Below are 18,764 nucleotides of genomic sequence, written 5' to 3'. Positions count from 1 at the left end.
ATAGCACGCTGCTATCGGTCCGACCGATCCTGACGCCGATCTCCTGACATAACCGTGTCCGGCGCGTCAACGCCAGAGTGAGGCATAGGTCGATGCCGCATAACGGGAGCCGGATCTTTGGCGGGCGCCGGAATGATCCTGATCGCCGGATCTCACGCCGCGAGTCCCCGCGCCTCCAGCAGCGCTGCCTCGCGCGGTTCGCGGCCCCGGAAGGCAACGTAGGCGGCCATCGCATCGCGGGTGTCGCCGCGCGCCAGCACTTCCGTGCGGAGGCGGCCGGCAAGATCGGGGGCGAACAGGTCGCCGCGCTCCTCGAATGCGGCATAGGCGTCCGCGTCGAGCACTTCCGACCACAGATAGCTGTAATATTGGCTGGCATAGCCGCCGTCGAACACGTGCGTGAAGTGGGTCAGGCCGTGGCGCGGGACGATCGTGTCGGGCAGCCCCAGTTCGGCGAGCAGCGCTTCGCCCTCTGCGACGGCATCGCTGCCGTCCGTCCGGCGATGCAACGACAGGTCGAGGATCGCGGAGGCGAGGAACTCGACCGTCGCGAAGCCTTGCCCGAAGCGATCCGCGCTCGCGATCGCGTCCGCCAGCGGCGCGGGTACGCCGAGACCGACGAGCACCTCCGGCGCGACGATCCAGTGTTCCATGAACTTGCTGGGAAATTCGACGAAGTCGCGCGCGACGGCGGTGCCGGACTGGCTGGGATAGACGACGTCCGACAGCAACGCATGCAAGGCGTGGCCGAATTCGTGGAACAGCGTCCGCGCCTCGTCGATCGACAGGCCCGCGCCAGGTGCGAAATTGGCGACGATGTAGACGATCGGCAGCACGGGCCCGTCCAGCGCTTCCTGCACGCGCAACGCGCCCATCCACGCGCCGCCGTGCTTTTCGGGTCGCACATGGAAGTCGGTGTAGAGCAGCCCGCGTGGCGTGCCGCCGGCATCGCTGACCGACCATGGCTGCACGCCAGGATGCCAACCCGGCAGGCTCGGGATGGCAGCGAACTCCATCCCGTATAGCCGTCCGGCGGCGGCAAAGGCGGCGTCGCGCACCGCGTCCTGCGTCAGGAACCGCTTCACCGCGGCACCGTCGAGTGCGTGGCGTTCGCGGCGGATGCGTTCGGCGTAGTAGCGCCAGTCCCATGCCGCGATCGGCGTGTCGCCCGCCAACATCTGAAGCTCCGCCTGTTCCGCTGCCGCCTGCCGCAGCGCCGGCGTCCAGACGCGCATCAACAGCGCCTCCGCGGCGTCGGGCGTTTTCGCCATGCTGTCGGCGAGCGCGAAATCCGAATAGCTAGCGTGGCCGAGCAGCGCCGCCTTCTCGCGGCGGAGGGCCAGCATCTCGTCGATGATCGCGCGGTTGTCATATGCGCCACCGTCGCCGCGTGTGGTGAAGGCCCGCCAGACCTGCTCGCGCAAATCGCGGCGGTCGGCGAAGGACAGGAAGCCCTCCACGTCGCCGCGGTCGAGCGTGATGACGTGACCGCCCTGCCCCGTCGCCTCGGCGCGGCGTGCGGTCGCGGCGAGCATCGTGTCGGGGAGGCCGGCGCAATCCTCCGTGTCGAGGCGCAACGTCCAGGCATGAGTGGCGGCGAGCACGTTCTGGCCGAAGGTCGTGCCGAGCAGCGACAAACGCTCCGCAATGGCAGCGAACCGCGCCTTGTCGGCATGCGCAAGCAGCGCGCCGCCGTCGACGAAGCCACGACGGCTCCCCTCCAGCAAACGCATCTGCGCTTCGTTCAGGCCGAGCGCGTCGCGGCGCGACCACAGCGCATCGACGCGCGCGAACAGGCGCGGATCGTGCGAAACGGCGATGCCGTGGCGGGTCAGCATGGCCGACACCTCCGCCTCCACCGCGCGGATCGACGGCGTCGATTGTGCCGACGACAGCGTCCAGAAGATGCGCCGGACGCGCGCCAGCGTGCCGCCCACCCGCTCCATCGCCTCGACCGTGTTGGCGAAATCCGGCTCGGCCGGGTCGGTGGCGATCGCCTCGATCTCCGCCTTCGCCTCTGCCAGCGCGATCGTCAGCGCGGGCAGGAACGCGTCGGGCGCGATACGATCGAACGCCGGCGCGCCGAACGGCAGGTCGCTTTCGTCCAGCAGCGGATCAGGCAATGTCCGTCACCTCGTCGGTGTGCACCTGGAAACCGGCGAGCGTGGCGCTGCCGAAGGCAGTCGTCAGCGCCGTGTCGGTGGCGTCGCGGCCGCGCGCCATCAGGATGCGGCCGATCCTCGGCAGATTGTGCCGCGCATCGAACGTGTGCCACGCACCGCCGAGATACACATCGAACCACGCCGAGAAATCCATCGCCGCATCGACCGGATCGATGCCGATATCGCCGAGATATCCGGTGCAATAGCGCGCGGGGATGTTCATGCAGCGGCACAGCGTGATCGCCAGATGCGCGAAGTCGCGGCACACGCCCTTCTGCTCCTGATGCGCGTCCCACGCGGTCTTGGTCGAGCGCGCGTGGTGGTAGCCGAATTCGACGTGATCGTGCGTGAAGTCGACGATCGCCTGCACCCGCTGCCACCCGGCGGGGACGTGGCCGAACAATCCCCATGCGGTTTCCGACAGCCGGTCCGTCTCGCAATACCGGCTGCCGAGCAGGTAGACGAGCACGTCGTCGGGCAGGTCTTCGATCGCGTGCTGCACCGCGTCCGGGGTGTAGGGATCGGGCAGGCCGCCATCCTCGATCGTGAAGTCGCAGCTGAGCGTCAGGCCACCGGCGGGCACGGTCAAGCGCGTGCACACATTTCCGAACGTGTCGACGTAATCGTACATCGGCACATGCGGGACGCTGGTGATGCGTTGCATCGTCCTGAGGTCCTTGTTCCGCGACGGATGGATGCTCAGCAGCGCCATCATCGGCGTGGGCACGTCCGTGGCGAAACTGATGTCATAACCGGCGCGGATCAGCATCGGACAGGCTCCTTCTGGTCGGGGACGGATACGGGTACGGGCGGAGGACCGGCGACGCTGACGTTCACCGCGACCTCCATGTCGAGGAAGCTGCCGGGAAAGCCGGCCCAGGTGCCGGAGATCGGCACCGCCTGATAGATGTCGCGGGCGACGGCGACGCGGATCAGGCCGCGATTGCCGATGATGCCGTTGGTCGGATCGAACTCGACCCAGCCGGAGCCGGGCAGGTATACGCGCACCCACGCATGCGTGTTGCCGCCGCCGAGCCGCTGGTCGTGCGCGGTGGGGTTGTAGACGTACCCCGACACGAACCGTGCCGCGAACCCCAGCGCGCGCACCGCCTCGATCATCAGCATCGCATAGTCGCGGCACGTGCCCTTGCGCCGTTCCAGCGTCTCGATCGGCGTCTGCGTCCCCTTTTCGGCACGAGCGACATAGGTGAACTCGCGGCGGATCGCGGTCGTCATGTCGGACAGCAGCGTCAGCGTGTCGGTCTGGCCGGTGCCGACGAAACGCCGAGCCCAGCTATCGATCTGGCGCCGCGGGTCGAGATGCTGGCGCTCGATCGACCGCAGCAGGTCGGGTATCTCTTCGGACGAATAGGTGAAGGGATAGGTGCGCGCATAATCCTCGATATCGACATGATCGAGGTCGGCGGGTTCGTGCATGAGGTGGATGCGGCTGTCGAAGACCAGCCGCGCCGCAGGTCGATCGAAGGTGGCGATCGCCACCGCGTTGCCGAACACGTCCTGCAACCAGCGCACGTCGCTGGGCCGAGGTTCGATGTCGAGCGTGGCGGACAGCAGATGCTGATCGTAGCTTTCGCGCGGGCGCACCATGATCCGGTGCTCGCCGAAGGACACGGGCTGCCTGTACGTATACGTCGTGACGTGCGACAGGTTCAGGAATGGCATTGGACGTCCAAGCAAGCCCCCTGTTTGTCGCAGGCGATCTGCCACCCGTCTCGGTGGTCAACCCCGGAGGAGCGTCGCCGTTCCTCTTCATCGGCGATCATGCCGGGAATGTCATCCCCTTGTCACTCGGCACGCTGGGACTGGATGACGCGGAGCGGGTGCGGCACATCGCGTGGGACATCGGCGTGGCGGGGCTCGGCGAACGACTGGCGACGGCGATGGACGCGGTGTTCGTGCGCCAGACCTATTCGCGGCTGGTCGTCGACTGCAACCGCCGCCACGACGCACCCGACGCCATCGCACCGGTCAGCGACGGGACGGTCGTGCCGGGTAACGCCGATCTGAGCGACACGGATCGCGCGGCGCGGTTCGCGGCGATCCACGAACCCTATCAGGCGGCGATCGCGGCGGAGATCGCGCGACGCTCGGCAGTCGGACAGCCTACGGTGTTGATCGCGCTGCATAGCTTCACGCCGGTGTTCGGCGGCGTCGCGCGGCCGTGGCAGATCGGCGTCCTGCACGACGGCGGCGACCCGAGCTTTGCACAGGCGATGCTGGCGGTGCTGCGGCGGGAGGCGGACCTGACGGTCGGGGATAACGAGCCGTACCGGATGGACCTGATCGACTACACCGTGCCGCGCCACGCCTATCCGGCCGGGCTACCCTATGCGGAACTGGAGGTCCGGCAGGATCTGATCGCCGATACGGCCGGGCAGGCCGCGTGGGCGGAACGGCTGGAGCGGGTGCTGACGGCGGCGTTGGGATAATTCCGGCGAGCCGTCAGCCCGCGGCGTAGATCGTGTCGATCGTGCGCGCGACGGAGACGAGTTGCCCCGCCGCCGGATCGAAGCGCGCGTCGGTGGCGATCCGCTGCGCCCAGTCGGCTGCGGCGCGCGCACCCCAGTCGTCGGGCGGGCCGACCAGCGTTTCGCTGGTCGTGCCGGTGTAGTGTTCGGCGACGAAGTCGTAGAAGGAGCCGCCGACGTTGCGCAGCGTCGCGCCGCCTTCGGTGCCGTGGAACTGCGCCGCGATGATTGCCTCCTGTCCAGCATGCAGCCGCCACGAACAGGCCAGCCGCACCGCGACGCCGCCGGGCAGATCGAAGCTGGCGGTGGCGTAATCCTCGACCGTGTCGCCCGCCAAGCGCTGTCCGCCCGCGAACAGGCGCGCGTTCACGTTCGAGGCTTCTCCGGGAAACTCCAGCGTCCACATGGCGAGGTCGATCAGGTGCACGCCCAGATCCATGACGCAGCCGCCGCCCGATAATGCGCGATCGTAGAACCACGGCTTGTCCGGCCCATAGGCGTTGTGGAAGGTAAGATCGATCGCGTGGACGTTGCCCAACGCTCCGCCGCGGACCAGTTGGGCGATCTGCCGCATCCCCTCCGTATAGCGGTACGAGAAATCGACCATCAGCAGCCGGTCGGCGGCTATTGCCGCCTCTACCACGCGCGCCGCCTCGGCCGCGTCGCGACCCAGCGGTTTCTGGCAGAACACCGCGGCTCCGGCCTCCAGCGCGCGGATCGACTGGTCGGCGTGCATCGCGCTGGGCGTGGCGATCACCACGCCGTCGAGGCCCAGCGCCAGCATGGCGTCCAGATCAGGCATGACGACAGCATCGGGAGCCAGCGCCGCCGCCTCCGCGAGCATCTCGGGCGAGGCATCGCAGACCGCTGCCGCCTCAATCGCGCCCGTCGCCAGCATCGCCGCCATGCGGTGGCGACCGATCCAGCCGACACCGAGAAAACCGATGCGGGGCTTAGTCATACATCACCAGTGCCTTGACGAAGCCCTGCGGCTTGTCGCGCGTCGCGACGATCGCCTCGCCCAAGCGGTCCAGCGGGTAGCGATGCGTATACAGCGGCGCGGTGTCGATCCGGCCGCTCGCTACCGCCTCCACCGCCTCGCGCAGGCCGCGGAGGTTCACCGCGGGATCGCGTTCGTGCGCGTTGACGACGTCGATGCCCTTCCAGTTCCACATCTGCATGTTCACCTGTCGCGGCCCGTCCTGGTGATAGCCCGCGACGATCAGCTTGCCGCCGAAGCCGACCAGTTCCCCCGCCAGATCGAGCGGCCATTGCTTGCCCACCGCCTCGATCACGCGCTCGCACAGGCGATCGTCGGTCAGGCGCTTGACCGCGTCGATGATCGCCCAGTGATCGTCCATGACGATCGTCTCGGCGGCGCCGTATTGCTTGGCGAGATCGAGTGATTCCTGGCGCCGCGAAATCGCGATCACGCGCGCGCCGGCATCGCTCGCCAGCTTCGTCAGGACCGCGCCGAGGAAGCCGATGCCGACGATCGCGACCGTCTGCCCCTCGACGATGTCGCTGCGCCGGAAAATGTTCATCGCACAGCCCAGCGGCTCACCGGGGAACGGCTGACCGGCCAGCGACGCGGGCAGTTCGACCACCGCATCCGCCGCGACCACGTCGTGTTCCGCGAAGCTGCGATGCGCGAGCGAGGCGACGCGGGTGCCGATCGCGGGGGTCGTCACCCCCTCGCCCAGCGCGTCGACCACGCCCCAGCCCTCGTGTCCCATCCCTCCCGCTTCACCGGGGAAGCTGGACCAGGGCTGCCCCTCGAACGGTTCGATGTTAGACGCGCAGACGCCGCACCCCTCCAGCCTGACGCGCACTTCGCCCGGCTCCGGCTGCGGTACCGGCACGTCCGTCATCTCCATCCTCGCCGGGCCGCTGAGCACCGCCGCGCGCATTAAGCTATTCAAGACAGGACCTTTTCTTTGGCTTTGCGTTGTGCAGGCATGGCATCCGAACCCGGCATGACCGCTACGTTGCGGCAGAATATCGATCGGCTGGCGGAACGCCGCCACCGCCGCCGCGCCGATGCACCGCTGTCGGAGCGGATCGCCGACCGGATCACCGGCTTTACCGGATCGATGGCGTTCGTCGGGCTGCACCTGCTACTGTTCGGTGGCTGGATCGGCTGGAATCTTTGGGGTTCACCGAAGTTCGATCCCAGCTTCGTCGTGCTGGCGATGGTCGCCTCGGTGGAGGCGATCTTCCTGTCGACGTTCGTCCTCATCAGCCAGAACCGCATGCAGGCGGCCGCTGACGCGCGCGCCGATCTGGACCTGCACATCAACCTGCTGGCCGAGCACGAACTATCGAAGCTGGCTGGCGTCGTCGAGCGCATCGCCCACAAGGTCGGCGCGGACACCGATGCCGAGACGATGCGCGACATCACCGCCGACATCGAGCCCGGCAAGGTTCTGGACGCACTCGAACGGCAGGAGTGATGGGTCACGCCACCGCCGTGTTCGCGACGGCGGGTGCATAGCGGTCGATCATCCACGCGCAGAAATCCGCGAACGCCTGCGGATCGCGCGCGGCGCTGGTGTGATGCGGCTGGACGCCGAGATGCTCAGGTGTGAAGCAGAAGGTGACGGTGACGTCGAATTCCGCCAGCGCCTCCATCTGTCGGTCGAACCAGCCGATCGCGTCCGGACGAAAGCTGTCCGCCCAACTCAGCCCGGTACGCAGCTTCTTCGTACCCAGCCGCTTCATCCACGCGACCGCGTCGTCCAGCCGCGGGTCCTGATAATGGAACCACTGCATCAGGCCCATCTCGCCCGCCACCTTGGCATAATCGTCCAGCGCTGGTTTGGGTGTGCCGTCCGGGCGGATCAGGCCCATGTAGAAATGCCGGTAATAGCTCGAACCTTCCGCCTCGCGGTGGCGCGTCTCCGCGCCCCACTCCATCGGCAGGTCGAACAGCGAGTACCAGAAGACGCGCGGAACGCGGCCGATCAGCAGTTCGGCGGTGCGGCGCAGGCCGAACACCTGCACCTCCTCCGCCCCGAACGAGCCGACGCCGACCTCCGTCACCCAGACCGGCTTGTGAGTCACCGCCTCGATCTCGGCAATCCGCTGCGGCCAGTCGTGGATCGACCACAGGTTCCAGTCGAGCGGAAACCCATGCACCGCGATGACGTCGACCGCATCCAGCGCGCCGTGCGCCTCGATCCGCTTCAGCCACAGCGGGTCGATCGGCGACATGCCGCCCAGCACCCGCGTCACTGCCGGGTTGATCGCGGCGATCGCGCCGCCGGCCCGCGTCACCGTGTCGGCGAAGATCGACCAGTCGGGATCGACCTCCGGGTCCCAATGCGATTTGTTGTTGGGCTCGTTCCAGATCATCGCCGCTTCGATCATCGCACGCCTTTCGCAGGATAGACCGCCGCCGGCCCGTATTCCGCATAGGGAACGGGCGCGACGCGGCACAGATATACGTCGTGGTCCGGCTGCGCCTCGACCGTGAAGCCGGCGGCGCGCAGCATCGCCTCGCTCGCGGCGCGGTTCGGGGCCCACCAGTTGGTCCAGTCGTCCGCGAACTCGCGCTCGATGAAGTGCAGCTTGGGGTAGCCGGGATCGTTGAAATAGTCGGGCGGGTCGAACGTGCCCGGCTTGTGAAAGGGATGGTTCGCCGGCACGTCGGACAGGTCGTCCGACCCCTGCTGCATCGTCTGGAACAGCATCAGGTCGTCCGCGACATGCTCCCGGATCAGGTCGAGCGCGAGCAGCGGGTGGCGCAGATGATAGAGCACGCCCATGAATATGACGACGTCGAACCGCTCGCCCAGCGCGCCCACGTCGTAGACCGACAGGTTGCGGAACTCGATGTCGCCCGCCCCTCCCAAGGCTTCGGCCGCCAGCCGAGCCTGCGCCAGATAGCGGTCGTCGCTATCGATCCCCAACACCCGGGCCGCGCCGCGCCGCTTCATCTCCACTGAGTAGAAGCCGGCGTTGCAGCCGATATCGAGCACCGTCTTGCCGGTCAGGTCGGCGGGCAGCGCATCGGCGAAGCGATGGAACTTGAAGCCGGGATAATCACCCAGAAAATGCTCGGGCGCGGTCCACACACCGTGGCCGAGATCGATATTGTGAAACCAGGGCGACAACTCCGCCACCCGTTCCCTCAGCGCGTTCGCGTCCATCACGCCCCTCCCCGTTCGTTCAAGCTCATGAGTTTCGCCCCCCAGTCACCCCAAACGACGCGCGTGACGGAGGCCGGGTGGATGTCGAAGCGCAGCAGATGGTCCAGCGGCAGGCCGAGCACATGCGCCACCGCGCCGCGGATTATGTCGGAGTGGCTGACGATCGCGATCGTCGCATCCGCCGGCTCGCGCGCCAACCGGTCGAGCAGGGCGACGATCCGCCCGGTGGCCTCCGCCATCGTCTCGCCGCCGGGAATGCGCGCAGTGCCGCGTGCGGTATTCCACGCGCGCCACTCGGGATCGTCGCCGAAACCGTCGAGCGTCCGCCCGGTCCAGTCGCCGAGGTCGATTTCCAGCAACGCCGGATCAGTTTGCACCGGCAGCCCGCGCGCGTCGCCAATTGCCTGCGCGGTTTCGCGCGTACGGTCGAGCGGGCTGGCGATGATGCGGTCGACCGGCTCGGACGAAAGGCTGGTGGCCAGCCTCTGCGCCTGTGCGCGGCCCACGTTGCTCAATGGCACGGCGGGCATCCGGCCGGAGAAGATCCGGTCCAGATGGATGTGCGCCGCATGCCTGATGAGAAGGAACGTCGCCGTCACGCCTGTATCGCCACTCCGGAAAAGCCCGCGAGTCGCCGGCGTCGTTACGGGTCCAACACCTCATGCAGCTTCTAAGTTCCTTGGTCTAAGCCGTTGATAGTTGATCCAAATCAATAGGAACAAAGAAGAAGCCGGATTGTTACACCCCCGTGGCGAAAACGCCCGACGATAGGGGAACAGGTACTTTGAGCATCAAGCCGCGCGCCCGTGCATTAACCTCGCTCAGCCAACCGCAGGGAGTGCGGCCGTGAGCGAGACGGTCCTCATCACCGGCGGCGCCGGGTTCATCGGGCGCTCGGTCGCCGAAGAGTTGCTGACGCGGGGGCACGAGGTCCGCGTGCTGGATGCGCTGATCGATCAGGTGCACGGCGATGTCGATGGATCCGCGATGCTCAACCCGGAAGCGGAATTGATCCGCGGCGACGTGCGCGACAAGGCCGCCGTCGCGCGCGCCTTGCAGGGCGTGGACAGCGTCATCCACCTGGCCGCCGAAGTCGGCGTCGGCCAGTCGATGTACGAGGTCGAGCGCTATACCTCGACCAACGACGTCGGCACGGCTGTCCTGTTCGAGGCGCTGATCGACCAGCCGGTTCGTCGTGTCGTCACCGCGTCGTCGATGTCGATCTATGGCGAGGGGCTGTACCGCGATGCGGACGGCACGCTGATCGAGGATGCCGAACGCCGCGGTCTGCGCGACGGTTTATCCAACTGGGAACCCGTCGATCGCGCCGGCCGTCCGTTGCAGGCGGTAGCCACGCCCGAGTGGAAGCGGCCGAACCTGTCTTCGATCTACGCGCTCAACAAATATGTGCAGGAGCGCACCACGCACATCATGTCCGCGCCGTACGGGATCGAGGGCGTGTGCCTGCGCCTGTTCAACGTCTACGGCCCGGGTCAGGCGCTCTCCAATCCCTATACGGGCGTGCTCGCGATCTTCGCATCGCGGTTGCTCAACGGGCAGCAGCCGATGATCTTCGAGGATGGCGAACAGCGCCGCGACTTCGTGCATGTCGGCGACGTGGCGCGCGCCTTTGCGGAGGCGCTCGTGCTGCCGCAGGCGGCGGGAGGCACGTTCAACATCGGCTCCGGTCATGATCGCTCCGTCACCGAAGTCGCGACCGAACTGGCGAAAGCGATGGGCAAGAACCAGATCGAGCCGCAGATCGTCGGCAAGGCGCGGATCGGCGATATCCGCCATTGTTTCTGCGACACGACGCTCGCCGCCGACACGCTCGGCTTCCGCGCGCGGCAGGATTTCGGCGACGGCCTCGCAGTGCTGGCCGAGTGGGTGGCACAGCAGACCGCGAGCGACCGCGTCGACCAGATGCGCGCCGAACTCGAAAGCCGGGGGCTGGTGGCATGAGCGACGACCGGCCGATCCTCGTCACCGGCGGGGCCGGGTTCATCGGCTCCAACCTTGCCGACCGGCTGGCAAGCGACGGCCACCGTGTCCGGGTCTATGACGCGCTGCTGCGATCGGGCGTGGAGGGCAATCTACGCTGGCTGACGGAGCGGCATGGCGACCGGATCGAGCCGGTCGTCGCCGACATCCGTGACGAACAGGTCCTGGTCGATGCGGCGCGCGACGCCAAGGCGGTGTTCCACCTCGCCGCGCAGGTTGCGGTGACGACCAGCCTCGACGATCCGCGCGACGATTTCTCGATCAACATCGCCGGCACGCTGAACCTTCTTGATGCGCTGCGACGTCGCGGTGACGGTACGCCGCTGGTCTTCGCCTCGACCAACAAGGTGTATGGCGACCTGACCGACCTCGACTTCGCGCTGGAGAATGACGCCTATGTGCCCGTCGATCCGGCGGTGCGCGGGCATGGCATCGACGAGCGTCGGCCGCTCGACTTCCACACCCCTTACGGCTGCTCCAAGGGCGCGGCGGACCAGTATGTGCTGGATTACGCGCGCAGTTTCGGCGTGCCGACGGCGGTACTGCGGATGAGCTGCATCTATGGGCGGCGGCAGATGGGGACGGAGGATCAGGGCTGGGTGGCGCATTTCCTGATCCGCGCGCTGGAGGGCAAGCCGATCACGCTCTACGGCGACGGGCATCAGGTCCGCGACATTCTCGACGTGTCGAACGCCGTCGACGCCTATGTGCAGGCGTGGCGGCGGATCGATCGCGTATCGGGGCGCGCATTCAATCTGGGCGGTGGTGCCGGCAACGCGGTCAGCCTGCGCCGCCTGCTCGCGCATATCGGCGATCTGACGGGGCGCGACGTCGACGTCAGCTATTCGGACTGGCGCGCGGGCGACCAGCGGTATTTCGTCGCCGACACGCGGCTGGCAGAGGCCGAACTCGGGCTGAAGCCGAAGGTGCCGTGGCGCGATGGCGTCGCCGCACTGGCCGAGTGGCTGGCGGGCGAGCGCGGCCTGACGCTGCGGCAGCACGCGATGGCGTCCTGATGCGGATATTGATGACCGCCGACGCGATCGGCGGTGTCTGGCAGTACGCGACCGATCTGGCGGAGGCGCTGACGCCGCTCGGCGTCGAAACGCTGCTGGCGGTGCTCGGCCCCTCTCCCGACGACGAGCAGCGGGCGCAGGTCGCGGCCATAGCAGGCGTGACGCTGGTCGATACCGGCCTGCCGCTCGACTGGCTGTGCGACGGCCCCGCACCGATGATTGCCGCCGGCCGCGCGATCGCTGCCCTCGCCCGGCGCGAGCGGGTCGATCTGGTGCAGGCGAACATGCCGACGCTGGCGGCGGGCGGAGACCTCTCGCAGCCCGTCGTCGCCGTCGCGCATGGCTGCATCGGCACGTGGTGGCGCGCTGCGCATGGGGAGGTGCCGGGCGACCGCTACGCATGGCTCGACGCGATGAACCGCGTCGGTCTGCAAGCCGCCGATGTCGTCGTCGCGCCGAGCGCCAGCCACGCCGACGCGGTGACTCGCCACCATACGCTGGAGGTCGCGCCGCTCGTCGTCCACAATGGCCGCGCGCCGTTGCCGCTGCCCACCGGCATACCGCCAGCCGACGCCCTATTCACCGCTGGACGCCTGTGGGATCTGGTCAAGGAGACCCCGATGCTCGACCGCGTCGCCGCGCGGTTGCCGGTGTCGTTCCGCGCCGCCGGTGCCGTGATGGGGCCGCACGGAGAGCGCGCCGACATCGCGTATCTCAAGGCGCTGGGCCGGCTCGGCCCTGACGGGCTCGCGCGCGAGCTGGCGGCGCGCCCGATTTTCGTGTCCGCCGCCCGCTTCGAACCGTTCGGGCTGGCGGTGCTGGAGGCGGCGCAGGCGGGATGTCCGCTGATCCTGTCGAACATCGACACGTTCCGCGAACTCTGGACCGGTGCCGCGTTGCTCGTCGAGGAGGACGAGGACGCCTATGTCGCCGCGATCGCGCGCGTGCGCGGAGACGCCGGCCTGCGCGCGCATCTGTCGGAAGCCGCCCGCCTGCGGGCGCAGCGCTACACGCCCGCCGCGACGGCGGGCGCGATGGCGGCGCTGTATGCCGGGCTGGTGACGCCCAGCGCGAAGGTCGCGGCATGAGGATCGTCTATCTCACCCACTCGCTGCGCTCCTGCTGGAATCACGGTAACGCGCATTTCCTGCGTGGGGTACTGCGAGAACTGATCGCGCGCGGCCATGACGTGCAGGCGCTGGAACCGCAGGAGAACTGGAGCCTGTCCAACCTGCTCGCCGATGCCGGCGACGACGGGCTGACGCCGTTTCGCACCCTGTATCCAGACTTGTCTCCTGTCACCTATGCCCCCGATACGCCCGTCGATGAACTGGTCGACGGTGCCGATCTGGTCATCGTCCACGAATGGAACGAGCCGGCGCTGGTCGCCGAGGTCGGGCGGCTGCGCGCGCGCGGCGCGCGGTTCCGCCTGTTGTTCCACGATACGCACCACCGCGCCGTCAGCGCGCCCGAGGAGATGCAGGCGTTCGACCTGTCGCGCTATGACGGTGTCCTCGCCTTCGGGGAGACGCTGGCCGAGGTGTATCGCGGCTGGGGCTGGCGCGACCGTGTGTGGGTCTGGCACGAGGCGGCCGACACCCGCCTGTTCCATCCACCCGAGGTTGAGGGCGAGCGCGATGGGCTGGTCTGGATCGGCAATTGGGGCGACGGCGAGCGGACGGCGGAACTGGAGCGCTTCCTGTTCGCCCCCGCCGCCGCGGTCGGCCTGCCGCTCGATATCTACGGCGTCCGCTATCCGGACGAGGCGCTCGCGATGCTGGAGCGGCACGGCGCACGCTATCACGGCTGGGCTCCCAACGCGTCGGCACCGGGCATTTTCGCCCGCCATCTGGCGACGGTGCATGTCCCCCGCCGCTATTATGCGACGATCCTGCCGGGTATTCCAACGATCCGGGTGTTCGAGGCGCTGGCGTGCGGTATCCCGCTCGTCTCCGCGCCGTGGGACGACGCCGAGCATCTGTTCCGGCCCGGCCAGGATTACCTGACCGCGGCCGACGGCGACGCAATCACCGCCCACCTGACCGCCCTGCGCGGGGATGCGGAGCTTCGCGCCTCGCTCGTCCGATCCGGGCTGGAGACGATCCGTGCCCGCCATACCTGCGCCCACCGCGCCGACGAACTGCTGACGGTCGTCGCCGCCTTCGACCGGAAAGAGGCCGCATGAAAATCGCCTTCTATGGCTCCAGCCTGCTCAGTTCCTACTGGAATGGTGCCGCCACCTATTACCGCGGCATCCTTCGCGATCTCGCGTCGCGCGGGCACGACATCACCTTCTACGAACCCGATGCGTTCGACCGGCAGCAGCACCGCGATATCGATCCGCCGGAGTGGGCACGCGTCGTCGTCTACCCCGCGACCGAGGAGGCGATGCGCAGCGTCCTCGCCGAGGCCGCGCGCGCCGACGTGGTGGTCAAGGCCAACGGCGTCGGCGTCTTCGACCGCGAATTGCTGGAAGGGGCGATCGCCAACGCAGCGCCACATGCGATCAAGATCTTCTGGGATGTCGACGCCGCCGCAACGCTGGACGAAATGCGCGCCGATCCCGGCCATCCGGTGCGCGCCGCCCTGCCCGACCTGGACATGGTGCTGACCTATGGCGGCGGGCCGCCCGTCATCGAAGCCTACCGCCAGTTCGGTGCGGCGGAGTGCATCCCCGTCTACAACGCGCTCGACCCGACGACGCACTATCCGGTCGAACCGGATGAACGGTTCGCGTGCGACCTCGCGTTTCTCGGCAATCGCCTGCCCGACCGCGAGGCACGGGTGGAGGAGTTCTTCCTGCGTCCCGCCGCGCTGCTGCCCGAACGCCAGTTCCTGATCGGCGGCAATGGCTGGGACAGCAAGGACATGCCCGGCAACGTCCGTCACCGCGGCCATGTCTACACGGCCGAGCACAACGCGTTCAACTGCACGCCAAAGGCCGTGTTGAACGTGGCGCGCGATTCGATGGCGCATGTCGGCTTCTCCCCAGCGACGCGCGTCTTCGAGGCGGCGGGCGCGGCGGCGTGCCTGATTACCGACGCATGGGAGGGGATCGAGCAGTTCCTGATCCCCGACGAGGAAGTGCTGGTCGCGCGCGACGGTCAGGACGTGGCGGAGCATATGGCCACCCTGACGCCAGAGCGCGCCCACGCGATCGGTCAGGCCGCGCTCGCCCGTGTTTTGTCGGAGCATACCTATGCGCTGCGCGGCGCGCAGGTCGATGCGCTGCTGCGCGAATACGCCACCCGCACGGCGGAGGCGGCATGAGGCTGGTCGTCCTCGGCCTCAGCCTGTCGTCGGCGTGGGGTAACGGCCACGCCACGACCTTCCGAGCGTTGCTGAAGGCATTTGCCGCCCGAGGCCACGACATCCTGTTTCTGGAGCGCGACGTGCCCTGGTACCGGGATCACCGTGACTGCCTGACCCCGGACTATTGCACGCTCGCCTTTTACGACGACCTGCCGGACCTGCGGAAAAGCTGGGGCGTGGCGATCGCGGGGGCGGACGCGGTGATCGTCGGCTCCTACGTTCCCGAGGGCGTCGAGGTCGCGCGCTTCGTCCAGGCGACCGCGACCGGCACCACCGCCTTCTACGACATCGACACGCCGGTGACGCTGGCGAAGCTATCGCGCGGTGATTTCGAGTATATCTCGGCGGAGGTGATCCCCGGTTACGACGTGTACCTGTCCTTCACCGGTGGGCCGACGCTCGACGTGCTGGAAGGACGCTATGGCGCGCCGGCCGCACGGGCACTGTATTGTTCGGTCGATCCGGCGCTTTATCGTCCGACCGGTGCGGAGAAGCGATGGGACCTGTCGTATCTCGGCACCTATAGCGACGACCGCCAGCCGACGCTGGACCGCCTGCTGCTCGCGCCGGCGCGGGCGCGTCCCGATCTGCGCTTCGTGGTGGCCGGACCTCAATATCCCGCGTCGATCGATTGGCCGGACAATGTCGAGCGGATCGAGCATCTTCCACCGGCGGAGCACGCCCATTTCTACTCCGCATCCCGCTACACGCTGAACGTCACCCGCGCGGACATGATCGCGGCGGGCTGGTCGCCCTCGGTGCGGCTGTTCGAAGCGGGCGCATGCGCGACGGCGATCGTGTCCGACCGCTGGTCGGGGCTGGAGACGCTGCTGACGCCGGGTACCGAAATCGTGCTGGCGGACGGCACCGCCGATGTGCTGGCGGCGCTGGCGCGAGACGATGCGGCGGCGATCGGCGCGGCGGCGCAGGCGCGCATTCTGGCGCAGCATACGGCGGCGCACCGTGCGGCAGAGTTGGAGGGGTATCTGGACGAGGCGGCTGCTGTCGGCCGTCGATCGTCGGTGTTGGCTGGCGAGTAGCGGCTGGTCGGGGCTTGCAGTGAAGTCCGTCAGGAACTCCGCTTCCAGCACCTCGCTGGAGAAGGGCGGGGTCCAGTCGCTTCGAAGGCAGTGAGACTCACGCCCTTCGCGGCCACTGGACCCCAGCCTTCGCCGGGGAGGAGTGAGAGGTTCCGTAATCGGCGGGAAGTGGCCTCCCGCCCCTACTTCGCCACCGACATCCGGTAGACCATCGTGTGGCTGTACGGCTTGCCCGGATCGACGCGTGCCGACACGAAGGACGGCTTGTTGGGCGCATCCGGGAACTTCTGCGGCTCCAGTGCCAGCCCGTCGCCCATGCGGTACATATGGCCGTTCTTGCCGAGCACGGTTCCGTCGAGGAAGTTGCCGCTGTAGATCTGAACGCCCGGCTCGGTCGTCAGCACCTCCAGCACGCGACCCGAGACGGGGTCCTCCAGCCGCGCGGCAAGCTGCGGCGACGCGGTAAGCCCCTTGTCGAGCGCGAAGTTGTGGTCGTAGCCGCGGCCGGCGACGATCTGCGGATCGCGGCCGTCGCGCAGCCCGTCGCCGATCACGCGCGGCTGGCGGAAGTCGAACACGGTGCCCGCCACCGGGCGCAGTTCGCCCGTCGGGATCAGCGTGTCGTCAACGGGCGTGATCGCGCTCGCGGGGATCGTGAGCTTGTGGTTGAGCACGCCGAGCGCCGAACCCTCGCCGCCCAGATTAAAGATCGCGTGGTTGGTCATGTTGACGACGGTGGGCTTGTCCGTCTTGCCCTCGAACTTGATCGTCAGCGCGCCGGCATCGTCGAGCGAATAGGTCACGGTCGCCTGGAACGTGCCGGGATAGCCCTGATCGCCGTCCGGGCTGGTCAACGCCAGTACGACGCTGGCCTGTGCGCCGTCCTTGACCGACACGATTTTCCACGGCTTGCGGCTGAACCCGTCGGTGCCGCCGTGCAGCGTGTTGACCTTGTCGTTCAAGGGTAGCTGGTACGTCTTGCCGTCGAGCGTGAAGCGTCCCTTGCCGATGCGGTTCGCGAAACGGCCGACGGTGACGCCGAAATAGTCGGGCTTCTTCACATAGCCGTCGACGCCGTCATAGCCGATCAAGACGTCCGCCGACTTGCCCTGACGATCGGGCGCCATCAGCGACAGGAGCGTCGCGCCATAAGTGATGATCTTCGCCGACACGCCGTTGGTGCCGGTCAGCGTGATCGCCTCGACCTTGGTACCGTCCGGCAGCGCGCCGGCGGCCTCGCGCCGGGCGGTCGCGCCCTGCGCCGTCGTGGCGAGCATCGTGGTCGCCAGCATTGCCGCGGACACCCAGGCCGTCTTGGTGGTTCGACCGATCATATCACCCTCTCCGGTTGGACGCGTCATCGTCGTCCGTTCGGTGATGCTATAATCGGACAAATCGAAGCCGCGCAAGCAATGGTATCAGGGTCTCGGCCAGTAGTTCGAGACCGCTGCGATCAGGCGCTCAGCCGCTCCTCGCGGTGCAGGCGATCCGCCTCGACGCTGTCGACGACCAGCTCGTACTGGTCGGGGGTGTAACCCGCAGCGATGAACGCCTTCACCTCGCGCGAGGGAACGGTGTAGCCGTGATGCCAGCTGAGCACCGCGATCCGGCGCAGCGCCTCCAGCTGAGGATCGGCGAGCCGCGGATTGCGAAAGCCGCCGAACAGCGTGCCCATCGCCATCGAGATGCGGCCCGGCTCGCGCAGCGACGACAACCGGTCGTTCCGCGCCAGCGCGACGACGGACCATTCCAGCGCGGAGAGCCGCGCGGGGACCGTATCGGCCTTCGGGAGGGTGAGAACCCGGTCGGCGGCACCGGCGCATGTCTCGGCAAATGCAAGGTAAGCCATGAGTGTTCTCCCTTTCCGTCAGCTTCTATACCAAGCGGTATAGATGGCGGTCATGGGATGGTCAACGGCTTTTTGTACCGCATGGTACGATTTCTCGTACCCCTGCGCTACCGGCGTGCCTACCGGCTCGGCCACATCGCCAGACTGGTGTCGATCAGCCGCTCCAGATCGCCGCGGGTCGCGCCCGATCCAGCCTGCACCGCCATGCCCTGCAGCAGCGCATAGAGGTAGCTGGTCAGCCCGGCCGCATCGACGTGCGCAGGCAGGTCGCCATCCTCCTTCGCCCGCTCAAACCGGGCGACGAGCGCGGCCTGCGACGAGGCGCGACGCGCGATCACGTCCGCCTTGATCGACTCGGCTTCCGCGCCGCACGCCATCGAGTGAATGACGCCAAGACAGCCTTTGGGATCGCAATTGCTGGTCTGGCTTTCGAGCGCGCCGCGCATGTAATATTCGGCGACCGCGCGCGCGGTGGGCTGGTCGAGCGCGACGCGCGTATATTCCAGCTTTTCCTGTTCGTAGAGATCCAGCGCCTTGTGAAACAAGGCTTCCTTGTTGCCGAACGCCGCATAGAGACTGGGCTTGGTGATGCCCATCGCCTCCGTCAAATCGGCCATCGACGCGCCCTCATAGCCCTTGCTCCAGAACACACGGAGTGCGGACGCCAGCGCCATGTCGGTGCAGAATTCCCGCGGCCGTCCCTTCGGGGCGATAGCAGGTGCAGGGCTAAAACTTGCTTCCATA

The 18,764-nt window shown here is 67.7% G+C and carries 19 protein-coding genes; 8 read left to right on the top strand and 11 right to left on the bottom strand.

Annotated elements, in window-relative coordinates:
* Positions 1 to 152: 152 nt before the first annotated feature.
* The 3 genes from ILT43_RS09060 to ILT43_RS09050 are packed head-to-tail and all read right to left on the bottom strand — an operon-like array spanning position 153 to position 3,845.
* Positions 153 to 2,123, bottom strand: a complete 1,971-nt coding sequence (locus ILT43_RS09060) for a M3 family metallopeptidase (RefSeq protein WP_204198631.1) — start codon at positions 2,121 to 2,123, stop codon at positions 153 to 155.
* Positions 2,116 to 2,931 carry a transglutaminase-like domain-containing protein gene (locus tag ILT43_RS09055; protein WP_204198630.1) on the bottom strand — a complete coding sequence of 272 codons (816 nt, stop codon included), beginning with the start codon at positions 2,929 to 2,931 and terminating at the stop codon, positions 2,116 to 2,118. The genes ILT43_RS09060 and ILT43_RS09055 overlap by 8 nt, the downstream gene beginning before the upstream one ends.
* Positions 2,925 to 3,845, bottom strand: a complete 921-nt coding sequence (locus ILT43_RS09050; protein WP_204198629.1) for a transglutaminase family protein — start codon at positions 3,843 to 3,845, stop codon at positions 2,925 to 2,927. Before ILT43_RS09050 ends, ILT43_RS09055 begins: the two co-directional genes overlap by 7 nt.
* Between ILT43_RS09050 and ILT43_RS09045 the strand changes: the two genes are divergently transcribed.
* Positions 3,839 to 4,612, top strand: a complete 774-nt coding sequence (locus tag ILT43_RS09045; RefSeq protein WP_204198628.1) for an N-formylglutamate amidohydrolase — start codon at positions 3,839 to 3,841, stop codon at positions 4,610 to 4,612. The genes ILT43_RS09050 and ILT43_RS09045 overlap by 7 nt on opposite strands.
* A 13-nt stretch (positions 4,613 to 4,625) precedes the next feature.
* Here ILT43_RS09045 and ILT43_RS09040 read toward each other — a convergent pair whose 3' ends face one another.
* Positions 4,626 to 5,612 carry a Gfo/Idh/MocA family protein gene (locus tag ILT43_RS09040; RefSeq protein WP_204198627.1) on the bottom strand — a complete coding sequence of 329 codons (987 nt, stop codon included), beginning with the start codon at positions 5,610 to 5,612 and terminating at the stop codon, positions 4,626 to 4,628.
* On the bottom strand, positions 5,605 to 6,522 hold the full coding sequence (locus ILT43_RS09035; RefSeq protein WP_204198626.1) for an MDR/zinc-dependent alcohol dehydrogenase-like family protein: 918 nt from the start codon (positions 6,520 to 6,522) through the stop codon (positions 5,605 to 5,607). The genes ILT43_RS09040 and ILT43_RS09035 overlap by 8 nt, the downstream gene beginning before the upstream one ends.
* Before the next feature lie 87 nt (positions 6,523 to 6,609).
* Here ILT43_RS09035 and ILT43_RS09030 point away from each other — a divergent pair, with 87 nt between their 5' ends.
* Complete coding sequence (locus ILT43_RS09030) at positions 6,610 to 7,104, top strand: DUF1003 domain-containing protein (protein ID WP_204198625.1); 495 nt, start codon at positions 6,610 to 6,612, stop codon at positions 7,102 to 7,104.
* Between the two features lie 4 nt (positions 7,105 to 7,108).
* Here ILT43_RS09030 and ILT43_RS09025 read toward each other — a convergent pair whose 3' ends face one another.
* Genes ILT43_RS09025 through ILT43_RS09015 form a run of 3 tightly spaced genes read right to left on the bottom strand, consistent with a single transcriptional unit; the run spans position 7,109 to position 9,401 of the window.
* Positions 7,109 to 8,020, bottom strand: a complete 912-nt coding sequence (locus tag ILT43_RS09025) for a glycosyl hydrolase (RefSeq protein ID WP_204198624.1) — start codon at positions 8,018 to 8,020, stop codon at positions 7,109 to 7,111.
* Entirely contained in the window at positions 8,017 to 8,802 is a 786-nt protein-coding gene (locus tag ILT43_RS09020; RefSeq protein ID WP_204198623.1) for a TIGR04290 family methyltransferase, read from the bottom strand. The genes ILT43_RS09025 and ILT43_RS09020 overlap by 4 nt, the downstream gene beginning before the upstream one ends.
* Entirely contained in the window at positions 8,802 to 9,401 is a 600-nt protein-coding gene (locus ILT43_RS09015) for a histidine phosphatase family protein (RefSeq protein ID WP_204198622.1), read from the bottom strand. The genes ILT43_RS09020 and ILT43_RS09015 overlap by 1 nt, the downstream gene beginning before the upstream one ends.
* Before the next feature lie 247 nt (positions 9,402 to 9,648).
* On the opposite strand from ILT43_RS09015, the gene ILT43_RS09010 reads away from it, so the two are divergent.
* Genes ILT43_RS09010 through ILT43_RS08985 form a run of 6 tightly spaced genes read left to right on the top strand, consistent with a single transcriptional unit; the run spans position 9,649 to position 16,171 of the window.
* Positions 9,649 to 10,764, top strand: a complete 1,116-nt coding sequence (locus tag ILT43_RS09010; RefSeq protein ID WP_204198621.1) for an SDR family NAD(P)-dependent oxidoreductase — start codon at positions 9,649 to 9,651, stop codon at positions 10,762 to 10,764.
* Positions 10,761 to 11,819 carry an NAD-dependent epimerase/dehydratase family protein gene (locus ILT43_RS09005; protein WP_204198620.1) on the top strand — a complete coding sequence of 353 codons (1,059 nt, stop codon included), beginning with the start codon at positions 10,761 to 10,763 and terminating at the stop codon, positions 11,817 to 11,819. The genes ILT43_RS09010 and ILT43_RS09005 overlap by 4 nt, the downstream gene beginning before the upstream one ends.
* Positions 11,819 to 12,907 carry a glycosyltransferase family 4 protein gene (locus tag ILT43_RS09000; protein ID WP_204198619.1) on the top strand — a complete coding sequence of 363 codons (1,089 nt, stop codon included), beginning with the start codon at positions 11,819 to 11,821 and terminating at the stop codon, positions 12,905 to 12,907. Before ILT43_RS09005 ends, ILT43_RS09000 begins: the two co-directional genes overlap by 1 nt.
* A complete protein-coding gene (locus ILT43_RS08995; RefSeq protein ID WP_204198618.1) occupies positions 12,904 to 14,004 on the top strand; it encodes a CgeB family protein in 1,101 nt (366 codons plus the stop codon). Before ILT43_RS09000 ends, ILT43_RS08995 begins: the two co-directional genes overlap by 4 nt.
* Positions 14,001 to 15,089, top strand: coding sequence for a CgeB family protein (locus ILT43_RS08990; RefSeq protein ID WP_204198617.1), 1,089 nt, complete (start codon positions 14,001 to 14,003; stop codon positions 15,087 to 15,089). The genes ILT43_RS08995 and ILT43_RS08990 overlap by 4 nt, the downstream gene beginning before the upstream one ends.
* Positions 15,086 to 16,171: a CgeB family protein gene (locus tag ILT43_RS08985; protein ID WP_204198616.1), complete on the top strand. Its 1,086-nt coding sequence runs from the start codon at positions 15,086 to 15,088 to the stop codon at positions 16,169 to 16,171. Before ILT43_RS08990 ends, ILT43_RS08985 begins: the two co-directional genes overlap by 4 nt.
* Positions 16,172 to 16,353: 182 nt before the next feature.
* Here ILT43_RS08985 and ILT43_RS08980 read toward each other — a convergent pair whose 3' ends face one another.
* The 3 genes from ILT43_RS08980 to ILT43_RS08970 all read right to left on the bottom strand — a co-directional run bounded on the left by ILT43_RS08980 (position 16,354) and on the right by ILT43_RS08970 (position 18,763).
* Positions 16,354 to 17,463, bottom strand: a complete 1,110-nt coding sequence (locus tag ILT43_RS08980; protein WP_425530294.1) for an aldose epimerase family protein — start codon at positions 17,461 to 17,463, stop codon at positions 16,354 to 16,356.
* Between the two features lie 161 nt (positions 17,464 to 17,624).
* Positions 17,625 to 18,020 carry a hypothetical protein gene (locus ILT43_RS08975; RefSeq protein WP_204198614.1) on the bottom strand — a complete coding sequence of 132 codons (396 nt, stop codon included), beginning with the start codon at positions 18,018 to 18,020 and terminating at the stop codon, positions 17,625 to 17,627.
* Between the two features lie 119 nt (positions 18,021 to 18,139).
* The gene (locus ILT43_RS08970) at positions 18,140 to 18,763 is read right to left on the bottom strand and encodes a TetR/AcrR family transcriptional regulator (RefSeq protein ID WP_204198613.1); all 624 of its coding nucleotides are present in this window, start codon (positions 18,761 to 18,763) and stop codon (positions 18,140 to 18,142) included.
* Position 18,764 lies beyond the last annotated feature (1 nt).

It is taken from the genome of Sphingomonas longa, assembly GCF_016892685.1.
GTDB lineage: Bacteria > Pseudomonadota > Alphaproteobacteria > Sphingomonadales > Sphingomonadaceae > Sphingomonas > Sphingomonas longa.
The sequence above is the reverse complement of the archived record's forward strand: the minus strand, read 5'-3'. Positions and strand labels throughout refer to the sequence as shown.